The organism is Abditibacteriota bacterium, from assembly GCA_017552965.1.
Classification (GTDB): Bacteria; Armatimonadota; UBA5829; order UBA5829; family UBA5829; genus RGIG7931.
Window position 1 is genome coordinate 17,690 of sequence record JAFZNQ010000061.1, and the last position, 14,182, is coordinate 31,871.

9 protein-coding genes are annotated in these 14,182 nt (G+C 57.3%); all 9 read right to left on the reverse strand.

All coding sequences use genetic code 11. The features are described from left to right. Nucleotides 1-1,341, reverse strand: coding sequence for a TolC family protein (locus IK083_05805; GenBank protein ID MBR4749067.1), 1,341 nt, complete (start codon nucleotides 1,339-1,341; stop codon nucleotides 1-3). Between the two features lie 998 nt (nucleotides 1,342-2,339). Beyond that, nucleotides 2,340-3,074, reverse strand: coding sequence for a di-trans,poly-cis-decaprenylcistransferase (gene uppS / locus IK083_05810; protein ID MBR4749068.1), 735 nt, complete (start codon nucleotides 3,072-3,074; stop codon nucleotides 2,340-2,342). 55 nt (nucleotides 3,075-3,129) lie between these two features. After that, nucleotides 3,130-4,842, reverse strand: a complete 1,713-nt coding sequence (locus tag IK083_05815) for a hypothetical protein (GenBank protein ID MBR4749069.1) — start codon at nucleotides 4,840-4,842, stop codon at nucleotides 3,130-3,132. 43 nt (nucleotides 4,843-4,885) lie between these two features. Continuing rightward, nucleotides 4,886-5,644, reverse strand: a complete 759-nt coding sequence (locus tag IK083_05820) for a hypothetical protein (GenBank protein MBR4749070.1) — start codon at nucleotides 5,642-5,644, stop codon at nucleotides 4,886-4,888. A 45-nt stretch (nucleotides 5,645-5,689) separates the two neighbouring features. Then, entirely contained in the window at nucleotides 5,690-6,784 is a 1,095-nt protein-coding gene (locus tag IK083_05825; GenBank protein MBR4749071.1) for a hypothetical protein, read from the reverse strand. A 70-nt stretch (nucleotides 6,785-6,854) separates the two neighbouring features. Next, nucleotides 6,855-7,697: a hypothetical protein gene (locus IK083_05830; GenBank protein MBR4749072.1), complete on the reverse strand. Its 843-nt coding sequence runs from the start codon at nucleotides 7,695-7,697 to the stop codon at nucleotides 6,855-6,857. 12 nt (nucleotides 7,698-7,709) lie between these two features. Next, nucleotides 7,710-8,720, reverse strand: a complete 1,011-nt coding sequence (locus IK083_05835) for a PilN domain-containing protein (GenBank protein MBR4749073.1) — start codon at nucleotides 8,718-8,720, stop codon at nucleotides 7,710-7,712. A 21-nt stretch (nucleotides 8,721-8,741) separates the two neighbouring features. After that, nucleotides 8,742-10,124, reverse strand: coding sequence for a pilus assembly protein PilM (gene pilM / locus IK083_05840; protein ID MBR4749074.1), 1,383 nt, complete (start codon nucleotides 10,122-10,124; stop codon nucleotides 8,742-8,744). Nucleotides 10,125-10,556: 432 nt separating this feature from the next. After that, nucleotides 10,557-14,126, reverse strand: coding sequence for a hypothetical protein (locus IK083_05845; GenBank protein MBR4749075.1), 3,570 nt, complete (start codon nucleotides 14,124-14,126; stop codon nucleotides 10,557-10,559). Between the last annotated feature and the right edge of the window lie 56 nt (nucleotides 14,127-14,182).

Sequence of the window (14,182 nt, forward strand, 5' to 3'; positions counted from 1 at the left end):
TTATTCTTCCTCCCACAGCTCGCTCACGAGGCTGTCGATCTCTCTTTGGCGCCCCAGAGCCTTTTCCAGATTGTAAATGTTGATGATGTATGCGTATTTCGCCGCGATGAGATTGTTCTCTGCGGAGAAGGTGTTGTCCATGGCAGTCTGCACGTCCAGGAAGGTGCCGAGCTGCTCGTCATAGCGCAGCTGGGCTATCTCCTGGGCCTCCCTGGCCAGGTCCACCGCCTTTTGGCAGGTGTTGATCTGATCCCGGGAAGTATTCAGGGCCAGAAGAGCATTCATGACCTCGGTGGACACGCTCTGCATGATGCCGAGACGGCTGCTGTCTGCCTGAGCCTTGGCGGCCTCTGCCGAAGCCACTTCGTCCTTGGCTATTCCCCCGGAGAAGATGGGGATGGCCAGGTTGGCCATGGCGTTCCAGCTGTATTTGCCGTTGATGTCCGTCTCCAGCAGCTGCTTGTTGTAGGAGCCGCTGACGCTGAAGGAAGGCAGATACTTGCCCTTCACCACGTCTATATACAGATCCTGTCCCTCCACCAGCCTGTTGGCCTGCTTGACCTCGGGACGGGACACCAGAGCGATGTTGATGAGGTCGTCCTTTTCGGGGTCGATGCCCTGAAGAGAGGTGTTGAAATAGTCGTCGCTGCGCTTGGGGATATACACCGCGGAGCCGGTGACTCCCAGCAGATTGTTGAAGGAGTTGAGGGCCTGGGCGTAGGCGTCCCGGCTGGCGGTGACTGCGCCTTCACGGGAGACCACGTCGTATTCCTGCCGGGTCAGGTCGAACTTGGGCTTGGTGCCCACCTCCACCTCGTTTTGCACCTTTTCCAGATTGGCCTTGCTCACAGCCAGGGAAGACTCCGCCACAGCCAGCTGATCCTGCTTGCTCAGGACGTTGAAAAAGGAAGCCTTCACGTTGTAGATGAGAGCGCACAGGCTGGTCTCAAAAGCAAAGCGGGTGGCGTCATAGGAGGCAGTCTGGGCCTTGATGGCCTTTTTGAAGGAGCCGGTGATGTCTATGGGCATGGATACGGTGCCGCTGACAGTGCCCTTCTGATCCGCCATCATAGCGGAGCCGGGCCCCTGCCGGGTGTAGCCGGTGGAAGCGCTCACCGTAGGGTTGGTGGCCTTTTTGACCTTGTTCAGCTCGAATTTGGCTATGTCCACGCCATAGGTGGAAGCGGCCAGAGCGGGTGACTTGGCAACAGCTATTACTACCGCCTGGTCCAGGTCTATTTCACCGCCGGGAGTGTCCGCCCCCGGGTCGCTTTCCTGAGCGCACAACACGCTGCACAGGAACAGGACGCAGATCACGGCAATAATACTTTTGATCCTCATATTCTTCTCCGTGTTTATCATATAATTTATTAATGAATACTCAGTATATTATACCACATCGGGGGCCCTGTTCGCAAGAAGCAGCCGGCGGGGGGAGAGCCCTCGCTCCGCCGTCATCCCGGCGCCTGAGACGAAGTCGATGGCGTTGGAGATCTGTGGGGGCACCGACGGCTGAAAGCCGTTGGGGGGTCCACGCGGCGGAAGGATGGTCTTTTTGTCCCGTTCAACATCAGACGTCATCTCGGCGGCGAGGGCCCCTCAAGCCCTCGCTCCGCCGTCATCCCAACGCCTGAGACGAAGCCGATGGCGTTGGAGATCTGTGGGGGCACCGATGCCGCAGGCATTGGGGGGGCCACGCGGCGGAAGGAATAAGAGCTCTGTCCCGTTCAACATCAGACGTCATCTCGGCGCCTGCGCTTCTCAGCGCAGGCGGTAAGAGATCCCCTGTAGTGGAAACGCGAGCCCCGGTCACGGACCGGCCCAACGGGACAAAAGGAAAAGCGCTCTCCTGAGTATTCCCCTGCCCCGCGATACGGACCCTCCCACCAGCCCTCTCCGGCTTTGCCGGAGTAAGGAAAGGGCTGGCGGGCCCTCCGTGGATCTCTTACCGCGGCCGGCAGGACGCCAAGGCGTCTGACATATGGCCGGCCGCGCCGAGATGACGCGGGGTTGGCTCATCACTGCTTCAACCGGGTCCCCCCGGCGGTGAGTATGGTGCCGTGCCGGAGCAATAGCGACAGTCTGAAGGGGATATCATATTCACCCCACGAATACCTTTATTCGCGGGGGCCCCGAATTACCGGTTTTGCCTGATGTCAAAACCGCCGATATGACGTTTGAATTGGCCGCCGGCCGCGCCGAGATGACGCGGGGTCGATGCCGTTGGGATGAAGGTGGAGAGTCAGGCCGGGATGACGCGGGGTTGGCACCGGAATGACGGGAAAGGCACACAAAAGCCGCGCCCCCGGAGTATTCCGGGGGCGCGCGCATAGGTCACGTCATTTGGCGTCGCCGAATTTGCGGGTCCTTTTTTGATACTGCCTGATGCAATCCTCCAGCACCTGGGGCGAAAAGTCCGGCCACAGCACCGAGGTGCACACCAGCTCGGAATAGGCGGCCTCCCACAGCAAAAAGTTGGAGAGACGCATCTCTCCGCCCGTGCGGATCAAGAGCTCCGGGTCCGGGAACTCGGGGTGATACATGGCCCCGCACAGGGCCCCCTCGTCTATGTCCTCCGGCTTCAGCTCGCCGGACAGGCACTTCTCCGCCAGGGTCCGGGCAGCGTCGGCTATCTCGTTGCGGCCCCCGTAGTTGAAGCACAGATTGAGAGTCAGCTTGGAGCAGTCGGCCGTATAGTCGATGGCGTCCTGCATGATGGTCCTGTAGGGCTCGGCTATCTCCTCTGCCCTTCCGGACACGGTGAACCGGATGCCGTACTCCTTCATGTACTTGTACTGCTGCTTCAGAGCGGTGCGCAGCAGAGCCATGAGGCCCGACACCTCGTGCTGCGAACGCTTCCAGTTTTCGGAGGAAAAAGCGTAGAGCGACAGCACGCTGACGTTCAGCTCACAGCAGGCCTCCACCACGGGCCTGATGGCCCTGTAGCCGTTGCCGTGGCCGTAGAGCCGGGGCATATGACGGGCCTTGGCCCATCTGCCGTTGCCGTCCATGATGATGGCTATATGCCGGGGTATATTCTGCAGGTCTATGTCCGCCGAAGGTGTGTAGTCCATATATACATCCAAAAATAAGAGGCTCTCGGATGAGAGCCTCTCTGATACAACTATATTATATTTCGGTAAATCCGCTGTTCTGCATTTTCGGGCTGTCCTCGATGATCCTGGGGGTGATGAATATCAGGAGCTCCCTTTCATCGATAGTCTTGCTGATGGTCTTGAACAGGTTGCCAATGATGGGCAGATCCGCGATCAGAGGGATCTTGTTGGTGGTGCTGGAGTTGTTGGTTCTCACAAAACCGCCGATGACCACAGTGTCGCCATTGTACACGTTTCTGATACAGATCATATCCTGAGACAGAGTCTGAGGCACCTGGCCGCCCTGAGGATCTTCCACAAAGCTGACGACTTCCTCGATCTGGGTGTCAATATACATGGTGATAGTATTATTGGCGTTGATCCTGGGAGTCACGTCCAGATAAGAGCTGATGGACTCGGTCTCTACACTGTAGGTGGAAAGCACCGTACCGTTGTCGGTAGTGTTGGTGTAGGTGAAGTAAGGGATATCCTGGTCAATGTTGATCTCGGCAGGATAGTTGTTCACCGTCGAAATGATAGGCGAGTTCACCACCTTGCCCACGGTGTTGGTGAGCTGAGCCTGCAGCGAAGCGATCAGGTTGCCGGTGGAGTAGTTGAAATACACGTTGCCGCCGGGAGCAAAGGAACCGTCGGAGGTTCCGGTGCCGAACATCTTGCCGATCTTGCCGATCTGCCAGTCGATACCGAACTTCTTGGTGTCGCCCTTGGAGATCTCGATAAACTCGGCCTTGATCTCTACCTGCATAGGAGGAATATCCAGCTGCTGGATGATGCTCTTGAGCTCTGCTATGTCGGCAGCGCTGCCCTTCACCAGGATGGAGTTGTTCAGGTCGTAGGGATAGACTTCCAGGTCCTGAGGGATCAGGCCGTTGCCCCAGCTGCCGCCGTTGCCGCCGGAAGTACCGGTACCGCTCCGGCCGCCTCTGCCGCCGGTAGTACCGCCGCCTACGCCGCCTACGCCGCCGGCGCCGCCGAAGCCGCCGCCACCGCCGAAGCCGCCGGGACCGCCGCCGGGTCCGCCAAAGCCAAACTGCTGGAGAGCATCATTGATGTCGCCGTAGCGGGAAGCATCGCTGAAGTCGTTGGCAGCGTTGAAGGCGGGAGCCATGGGCTGACCTGCATCGGTGTAGGTCTTGACTGTGTTGCCGGACTCACTGTGGAACTTCATCTCCTGAGCTCTTCTCTTCTCATGCTTGAGACCATAAGCCTCATGATGGCTCTTGGCCACGCCGTAGGAATTGGGATCGTTATCCACCCAACCCATAGCCTTCAGGATCTCCTTGCAGTCGGTGTTGACCAGCTCGATCATCTGAAAACCGGTCTCGGGGTCTGCAGGGACGATCTCGCTCTCCTGAGCGGGCTCGGAAGGAATGCCGATGAGAGCCTCGGGGCTGATGAGAGCGCCGGTGCTTGCGGCAGCCACGCCGCCGATGACGTAGGTGCCGTCGGCCAGCTTCTTATAATTCAGGCCGGACGCCTCGGCTATCACGTTGATAGCAGAGTCCAGATCGTAATCCGTGAGATTGATGGTGATGGTTTTGTCCATATCGGCGTCGTTTGCCATAACAATGTTGACGCCGGACTGCTCTGTCAGAAGGCTGATCACCGTCTTTACGGGCATATCCTTGATGGACAGCGTGACGGGCTCTGCAGCAAAGACAGCGCAGGTCATAGCCATTACTGCAAGAGCAGCAATAACCTTTGCCATGATTGTTGATTTTTTCACAACGATTTCCTCCGAAATAATAAGTGTATCAATATTTATTTGTTTATCTGCTTCTGGAGCTGCTCGAAGAGCTTCTGCTGGACGAGCTGCTGCTGGAGCTGCTGGAGCGGCTGCTGGAGCGGCTGCTGGAGCTGGAGTCATTGCTTCTGTTGCTGCCGCTGCTGGTGCCTCTGCTGCTGCTGGTGCTGCTGGAGCTGCTGGAGCCGCTGGTGCCGCCGGTGCCGGAGAAGGCCACGTCAACGTAGAGCTCGCCGGTCATCATATCCAGCATTTCTGCAGGATGGTTGTAGGTGAGCTGGATCATGGCAAACTCTCTCACGGGAGTGCTGGTCACGGCGATGGAGGGATTGGTCATGCCGCCCATCGTGCCCATACCAGTGGTGCCCATGGTGCCGCCCATGGTGCCCATAGGATTCATAGTGCCTCCCATGGTGCCCATCGTGCCCATGGTACCCATGGTCCCCATAGTGCCCATAGTACCCATGGTGCCGCCCATAGTGCCGTAGCCGCCTCTGTTGGAAGTGATCTTGTATATGCCGTTCTCATACTTGTAGGTGGCGTTGACCTGGTCGCAGATGATGCCGAGAATGGTCTCAAAATCCTTGTCGGTCACCTGGCAGGTAACGTTGCCCATGACGGAAGTCTCTATAGTGTAGTCCTTACCGTTCTGAGAGCACAGCTGCTTGATAGCGCTGCGAACTTCCTGATTTCTGTAGTTGACAGAGATCTTCTCCTGAGCGTACATAGCCAGTGAGCAGGCTATCAGCGTCAGAACTAAAAACAATTTAGTAAGCTTGTGCATTTCCATTCCTCCGAAATATTGGCAAATATAGCTGTATTCTGTGTTCTAATATCCCATACCCATGGGCATGGTAGGCGTAGGCATGGTGGGCGTAGGCATAGTGGGGGTAGGCATAGACATACCGCCCATGGTGTCGTATCCGCCGCCCATACCGGGCATTGTAGGAGTAGGCATGGTGGGTGTGGGCATGGTCATACCGCCCATGGTACCCATGGTGTCGTAGCCGCCCATTCCCGTGCCGTAGCCGCCCATACCGGTACCGTAGCCTGTGCCGTAGGGCGAGGTCTGATTGCCTGCCGTGACGGAATACTTCCATCTGACCACTTTGCCCTGATCGGGCTCCAGGATGGCGTATTCTTCGTCATCATTGATCTCTTTGACAGTGGCGGTGACCTTGTCACCCTTCATGTCATATCCGATGGTCAGCTTTTCGCCGACTCTGCAGGATTCCATATTGTCGCCGGTACCGTCCAGGATCTCAAACATGGCCACCTTGACGCTGCCGCTCATGGTCATAATACCGGAAAGTCTGATGTTGGTAGGCTTGGGTATCTCGCCGGCCTTGGCTCTCTCTTCTTCCTCCAGCTCCTTGGCGCTCTTGGCCTTCAGCAGCTTGCCCAGCGAACCGTAGTCCACCTCGGTGAAAGCCACGGAATACAGGCTGGTGGGGAAGGAAGGCACGAACCTGGTCTTGATCTTGTTGCCCATGGTCTTGGTCCTGTTGACAGTGCCTGTGCCCGCGGGAGCAAAGGGATCTGCCTTGCCGGGCTCCATGGGACCCTGGATGCTGGCCTTCTTCTCGGGCTCCGCAGCCGCGGCCGCAGGAGCAGCAGAAGCGGCAGGAGCAGACACGGTAGGATTCGCCGTGACTCCGGTCACACCGGGCATAGGAGGTGTGAGAGGAGCAGTCAGGTTCGACGTTCCGGTGGATCCGGGAGCGCCTGTCGTAGGCGAGGGCGCGCCGGCAGTGGGACTTATGAGACCGACAGTACTGGGATCGGGAGTCGCATCCCCCTTGGAGCCGGACTTGCCGGAGGAAAGAAATATGGCCACCACCGCGATCACTATAATAACGACTACTATAGCTATGGCGATGAGCTGATTATTTCTATCCTTTAAAAGTTCATTTAACTTTTCCATTAACTGTTCTCGCTTTTCAAATATTATTATCAGACTTTGCTGCAGTGTTCACTAACAGGGCCGTCCGGGCCTACATAGGCGTCAGAGGGGCGCTGGTGTCCAGTCCGGGTGTACTCGGCAGAGGCGTGCTGGGCGTACTGGGAGTACTGGGCATGGTGGGCGTACTGGGCATGGTAGGCATGCTGGGCATAGAAGGCGTGGTGGGCATAGTGGGGCTCATACCGCCTCCCATGGACACAGCGCCTGCAGCGCCGCCGCCGGGAGCCAGCTCGATCTTGGCTCCGCCCGTAGCTCTCGGGAATACGTAGCAGGTAATATTGTACGAAGCGGACACACTGTTGGGATCGTTGCCGTTCATGGTCATGGTGATAGCGGGATCCACCAGCACCAGTCTGGGGGCTCTGGACCAGCGGACTATGTTGTCCAGGATGCTCCTGAAGTCTCCGGTCACGGACACGCTGCCCGAATAGGTGATGATGTCCTGATCGAACAGGCTGTCGTTGGGGTTGGTGGGAGCAGCGGGCACGCTGAGCGAAGCCGCGTTGACTGTGACCACAGGGTCCTTGCGGGCAAAGTTGGTCACGATGGTGCTGCCGATACCGGTGGTCTCATGCCAATAGGAGATCATACCCACGTCTCTGCGGCTGAAGTCCAGCATAGGCATAAAGCGGTTCATATAGTCCTGATACTTGGCTACGTCCATCTCCAGCTTGGCAAACTCCTCTTCCTTGTAGGTGCGGGTCTGGGCAAGCTTGGCCTCGTCATACTGCTTGATGCCTTCGTATTCGGTCCTGCGGGCCTCCAGAGTCTCCTTGGCAGGCTGGACCTGGAAATGCCACAGAGCATAGCCGGCGCCGGCAATGATCACAAGGCTTACGATGGTAACGACCAATCTGTTAAACAAATTCTTCATATACTATGCCTCCTATTTACCCGGTGTCAGATTCGGCGCAGGAGGAGTCAGAGCTCCGCTGGTATTCAGGCCGGGAGTGCTGGGCAGGCTGGGCGTGCTGGGAGTAGTAGGCATGGTAGGCATGCTGGGCATAGAAGGCGTGGTGGGCATAGTAGGGCTCATAGCGCCTCCCATACCGGTACTGGCAACAGCAGCGCCGCCGGATATAGAGCTGACGTCAGGCTTTCTCAGAGTTTCTTTCAGAGCGGCATTGATGGTAAAGGTGATCCAGCCGCTGGTGGCAACGCCGTTCATGCTGATGGAGCCGCTGCCGGCAGAAGCCGTAGCTGCGCCTGCTCCCATGCCGGGCATACCGGGCATGCTGGGCATGCTGGGCGTGCTGGGCATATTGGGAGGAGTCAGAGCTCCGCTGGTATTCAGCCCGGGAGTGCTGGGCAAGCTGGGTGTGCTGGGCATAGAAGGCATACTCGGCGTAGTCGGCATAGTGGGAGACATAGCGCCCATGCCGCCGCCAAAGCCGGAGCCGCCGCCGCTGCCGAGACCCGCCACGGAGAGAGAGATGTTGGTAAAGACTCCGCCGGCCTTGTACAGGTTCAGGATATATCTGCCGATGTCGTCCAGACTCCTGGCCCTGCCCTGTATGGTCACGGAAGAGCCGTCGGTACCGAGACTGGTGTACTGCACCTTGTCATAGGTCCACATGGCCACCTTCTCAAATACGGAGGGTATGTTCTGGTTGAAGCTCATGACAGAGTCCATGAAGTCCACACGCTTGGTGTAGAACGCCACCTCTGCTCTCTTGGCCTCAACCTCGGCGTTTAAAGCATTTACTTTTGCCTGTATATCCTTTGCGACGGCTATCTTGCTGTCAAGATCGGCTATCTCGGTGTCGATGACCTTGACCTTGTAGCCGTACAGCCCTCCCAAAACAAGAGCAAGAATCAGTACGAAGAGAGGGATCAGCTTGAGGGCCGCCTTCTTTTCGTAATAACTCTTAGGCAAAAGATTAATCTTTATATACATTAATCCAACTCCTTTGTGCCTTTATTCTACCAAGTCTCTGGTGGCCAGGCCGATAGCAACGGGGTAGATGGTGTTCAGTCCGTTGATATTGCCGCCTGCATTGCTTGCCACCGTATAATTGGCGGATATGTCAGCCTTTACGCACTCCAGACCCACCTGTCTGCCGAACATGAGCTCCAGACCGTGGATGCCGGCAGTGCCGCCGGTGATGACCAGCTTGTCAACCACCTTGTTGGTGGTGGAATAGTAGTCCTCCAGCTGCACTCTCACCTCTCTGGACAGATCCAGCAGCCTGGGCAGTATGGCCATGAGCACCTTTTCCGAATCGCTCTCGGAGCCGTCAAAGGCAAACTCCTGACCGTCCTGGGCCTCGCCTTCCTGTCCCTCAAAGCCGGCCTCGGGCTCCACGTTCTGGGTGGGATCCGGCTCGGGCTCGGAGGTGTTGGGATCTGCGTAATACTCTTCCTCGCCGCCTTCGGTAAAGTCGGTGTCGAAGCCCTGGTCGAAGCTGAAGTCCTCGCCAATGTCGTCATCGGCGCTCTCGCTGATCAGCGGGTTGTAGTCGGGATCGTCAAAAGGCGTGTCGAACTCGCCTTCGTCAAAGCTGACCTCTTCCTCTTCCTTGTCCAGGAACTCCTCTATCTGATTGATGTCGATATAAGCCAGATTGCGCTTGGCCTCCTCGGCCTCGGCAAAGTCCACCTCCATGGCTTCGGCCACCGCATCGGTGAGGGTGGAGCCGCAGCAGTCAAAGGAGTAGGCCTGGCTGATGATGGAAGTGCCGGAGAAGATGGACATCTCCGTCTTCTGGGCGCCTATATTCAGTATAGCAGTGATCTTGCCCTCGTCGGCGGCCATGGGTATCAGAGAGCGGCCGGCTGCCAGGCCGGAGGTCTCGATGGCCACTGGAGTGAGCCCTGCGGCCAGCACTACGTCCAGCAGGCCCTGGACCAGAGCTCTGTGAGCAGCAGTGACATAGGTCCGCATGGCGGTGGGCTCTATGTCGTCGGCAGGTATCTCGGCATAGGCCATCTCGGTGTCGCCGGCGCCGAAGGGGAACACTCTCTCTATCTCATAGCGCACGCTGGCGGTCACGGCCTTTTCCTTGTCGGACCGGGTGACGTCGAATATCTTGGACATGACCCTGTTGGAGCCGGTATAAGAGATCACGCATTTCTTCGAGGATATACCGCTTGCCTTCACCATGTCCTTGATGATCTGTCCGATCTCCTTGGCGTTCTGGATGGCTTCGCCCGTTACTGCTCCGGCAGGCAGAGCCTGACTGGCAAGACCGGTGATCTGCAAAGCTTTGCCGTCAGCCTTGACCTCGGCGATCTTGACGGTATCGTTGCCGATGTCGATGCCGACCATACTGCCTTTTAATACAGTGTTTTCTTTACTCATGATCAATTCCTGCTTAATAGAAATTTTGACACCCTTAGACAGTCACAAGCAAGGGTATATCTATATTATATCATATATATAGTGACGATGACAGTAAATCAGGGCTCAACCGGGTAAAAAATCCCTATGGCAAGCCTGACTGATTTACTAACTACAAATATATTATACTTGAAAAACTCGGACTATGTAAATAGTTTACTTACTTTTTCTCAATAAATACGCAAAAAACTTTGGCCGGCGGGCGCCGCCGCCCCTATATATCGGAAGCTGCGGCCCGGGCCGTAAAGCCTGAGCGTCACTCATCACATATACAGTGTATCACACTTTTGTTTGCCGTGTCAAATGCCCGGGCAAAATATTTTTGGTTTTTTTCGGGGCGCCCGGGCAAAAAAAAGCGAGGCTGCAGCAGCAGCCTCGCGCTGATCACAGTGATCAATTCATATTGAGAGCCGTGGTGGCGTAGTACACAGCGGACTGGCCGCTCCTGGTACCGGTCCAGAAGATCCACAACTTGCCGTAGCCTCCGCCGGTCCTCCAGTCGTAGAAGCCGGAGATGGAGTTCTCGTTGACGCTGGCGGAAGCTTCGGAGGTCAGCTTTTTCTGGCTGATGAATTCGCCCCAGCCGGTGCGGTCCTGATCGTTGGGATCGCTGACGGTGCGGAACACCTTGTAGTACAGGCCGTTGGAGGTGTCGTCCGAAGCGGTCTTTCTCCACATCACGGTACCGGCGTTCACGTTGTCATCCCAGAAGGCAAAGCCTCCGTCGTTCATGCCCACGCCGTCGGTGAGAGAGATGGTCTGAGGCACGTAGGATGCATACACCGATATAGGCTTGTCATACATCACGCTGGTGCCCTCGGCCAGGCTGTTGCCCTGCTCTCTCATGGAGCTGACGTCGGTAAATCTGATGATACCCGAAGAGAAGTCCACCAGAGTCTTGCCCAGCTCGGTCTGAGCCTCGGAGCCGGGAGCGTACTCGATGGTCATCAGGTTGGTAGCGTTGTCATAGCTGAACCTGGGATAGCTGGCTCCGCTTTCGGGAGTCATGGTGGTGAAGAGCGGCAGCTTGTTCAGCCTGCCCTGCTCCCAGTCAACTATGCTGAAGTCGTTGATGCGCCGGCCGGTGAATATATCAATATACTTGTTATATTTCTGCTCGGCGTCGTTCCAGCCGATACCCACGGACACTGCAGGCAGGTCCTTGACCGGGATATCGCCGTTGGTGTTCTGGCGCACCCAGGCCAGGCCCTTGGCCACGAAGAAGTCGTACTTGGCGTCGCGTCTCAGCTCGTCAAACATTCTGGGCAGGGGTTCTGCGCCCTGGCTCAGGCCGCATACGCCGTTCTGGTTGAACTCGGCGCTGTAGCGGGTGTAGTACACGTCCGTGGCGCCGGTCACCGTGTTGGTGCCGGTATAGACCAGGTCCATATAGCGCTTGCCGTTCTTGGTGAAGGGCATCACGTTGGGCTTGCCTACGGTGGAGATGCCGTCGGGCACCCGCACCTTGTTCTCCAGGGTGAAGCCGTCCACAGTGTTGGACTCCAGCCAGCCGGTGGGCATGTTGGCCAGTCCGTCGGTATCGTCGGTGGTGTAGGCGATAGCGGACTTGCCGCCCTCGTCGGTCTGGTAGAAGAACCACTTTCTGTCGCTCTGCTCAAAGGCCGTCATCACGGGGAATCTCTTCTCCTTGGTGGCGTCCAGATGTCTCAGCCATTCCACGCTGTCGGGCACGCCTATGCCGGCGTCAGCGGAACAGTTGCCGTAGAATATGCGGTTTTCGAAGCCGCCGGGCAGTATGTCGCCGTTACCGTCGGCCAGCTGGGCCTTGCCTATGAAGGTGAGCCACTGGCTGCCGCCGGCGTCGAAGTAGCTGGGCTGATTCAGGTTGGCGGCCTTGATGCCGTCCTGCCAATAGGACACCTGCACATCGTCGCTGTTGGACGAGACCATCAGCTCATCGGGCCAGCCGTCGGGTCCGGCGAACAGATCTCCGGTGTTCCACCACTTGTCTCTCTCATAATAATGTCTCGTGTCGCCCACGTTGGCGCGGACGTAGTCCTCCACCTCGGCCAGGTTCTTCATGGTGCCCACAGAGATGTTGGAAGGAGCCAGTGACAGCTCGTCGTCCGTGGATGCGCCGGAAGCGTGGTCCAGAGCATAGAAGTTGGATGCCCAGGCCATGCCCACCTTGCCGTCCGGAGTCTGGAAGGCAAAGGGAGCCGTGTCGGTACAATCGTCATAGTTGAAGAAGGTCTTGCCGCTGGTGCCGGGAGCAAAGCCGCCGATGTGATACAGGGATGCCAGAGCCGACCGTCTGTCGGAAGGCTGACCCGTGATCTGAGCCTCGGTGACGTTGACGTTCAGGCTGAGGCCCTCGGCGGAGCTGACGGTCACGGCCTTGTCGTCTTCCTTGTTGTAGAAGGTGCCTATGGCCTGCAGCGGATATCTGGTCATATACTGTCCCATGGGAGTTCCGATGGGCACGGATACAGCCAGCCTGGGCTCGTTGACATACTGCATCAGCAGCTCGTAGCCCGTCCTGGACCGGTTGTAGTCGTTGTTTTCGTCGAACTTCTTGCCCCGGATCTTGGCAGAGTCGGGCATGGTGAGAGCCATCTCGTCCGTGTCGCCCACTCTGGGCTTGGTCAGGGTAAAGGTGGCGCCTGCCGCCAGCTTGTCGTTCAGATTCTTCCTGTTGGACGAGAAGGGATATATCAGGCTCAGATCGTTCGAATTGTTGTCCGTCATATCCGAGTATATCCGGTAGTCCAGACTGGATACTATGTTGTTCTCATGTATTCTCAGGGCGTCCTTCCAGTTGCCGGTGTAGGCGCCGGAGCTCTTGACTCCCTCGCCCGCCATACTGAAGGAGCTGTCCATCTTGGCGGCAAACAGAGGCTGCTTGGTGATGCCCACGTCATACAGGTTCATGTTGCCCTCGTTGGTGATCTTGAAGGGCTGGAAGAACCTGCTGATCTCGGGCTTTCTGTAGAGCAGGCTGTTGATCTCGCCGTCATGGTTGCCCAGGATGCGGTTGTAGAACGGATAGAATATACCGTTCATAGCCAGAGGATAGCCTACGCCGTGGGCCTGGTCGCCGAAGTCCATGGAATCGGCGTAGAGATTGATGGTGGCGTCGGGCTTGATGCCAAAGTAAACCTGGCACACTCTGTAAGGCTCGTCGCCGGGATTGTCATGGAAGATCTCCTTAAGGCCGTCGCCATTATACATGGGACCGTTCTTGTTGAACTTGCCGTCGCCGTTCACGTCGATGTAGATCACGGCGTTGGCCTCGTATCTCTTCATGGCCGGCTGGTATCTGGGGATATCCACCTGATACCTGACGGCGGTATAGTCGCCCGAGTTCACCTTGCCGGTGCGCCCGTTGAAATAGGGGTCCTTGTTGGCGGACACGGTGCTCCAGGCATGCTTGGTCTCCAGGGATATGGCGTCCAGCTCGGCGCTGTCGCCCGTAAAGGCGTACACGTTGTCGCCGGATATATTCGGATAGTCGGCGGAGCCTCTCCCGTATTCCCAGGGGAAGGGCTCGGCGTAGAACTGATCGTCATCGGGAACGCTGAGACCGTTCTTGCCGAATCTCACCGGGTTCACGGCGGTCATGGACCTGTCAGCCACCTTGAAAAGGTCGGTGAGGGGCGTGAACATACCGTGATCGTACTCGCCCAGATCCACGCCGTAGTCACTGATCTTCTTGCCTATGGGCAGGCCGTTGGAGGACACTTCGGCGTTGTAGCGCTCATAGCTGTCGCCCACCTCTGTGTTGCCCAGCTTGAGGGCCAGAGGGTTGTTGACAGTGATGTGCTCGGCTCTGCCGGGAGCGTCGGCGTTCATCATGCGCCTGGCCACCACGTAGCTGCCTGTTTCGTGCAGGTAGCTGTCAAAGGGCACCAGGTCTTCGGTCTTCATCACTTGTGCCCGCAGACAGGTGGTGCCGCAAAGTGTCAGGATGGCGGCAAGCATCCATAGTTTGGTCTGTTTCATATAGTCTTTATCTTTTATACGATATTAATGTCTTTGAATCACTCAAAAAGGCATAC

Bases quoted from the DNA above. Each gene is read 5' to 3' on its own strand.
- IK083_05830 (MBR4749072.1), bottom strand. From the start codon at position 7,697: ATGAAGAATTTGTTTAACAGATTGGTCGTTACCATCGTAAGCCTTGTG.
- IK083_05825 (MBR4749071.1), bottom strand. From the start codon at position 6,784: ATGGAAAAGTTAAATGAACTTTTAAAGGATAGAAATAATCAGCTCATC.
- IK083_05835 (MBR4749073.1), bottom strand. From the start codon at position 8,720: ATGTATATAAAGATTAATCTTTTGCCTAAGAGTTATTACGAAAAGAAG.
- uppS (MBR4749068.1), bottom strand. From the start codon at position 3,074: ATGGACTACACACCTTCGGCGGACATAGACCTGCAGAATATACCCCGG.
- IK083_05820 (MBR4749070.1), bottom strand. From the start codon at position 5,644: ATGCACAAGCTTACTAAATTGTTTTTAGTTCTGACGCTGATAGCCTGC.
- pilM (MBR4749074.1), bottom strand. From the start codon at position 10,124: ATGAGTAAAGAAAACACTGTATTAAAAGGCAGTATGGTCGGCATCGAC.
- IK083_05805 (MBR4749067.1), bottom strand. From the start codon at position 1,341: ATGAGGATCAAAAGTATTATTGCCGTGATCTGCGTCCTGTTCCTGTGC.
- IK083_05845 (MBR4749075.1), bottom strand. From the start codon at position 14,126: ATGAAACAGACCAAACTATGGATGCTTGCCGCCATCCTGACACTTTGC.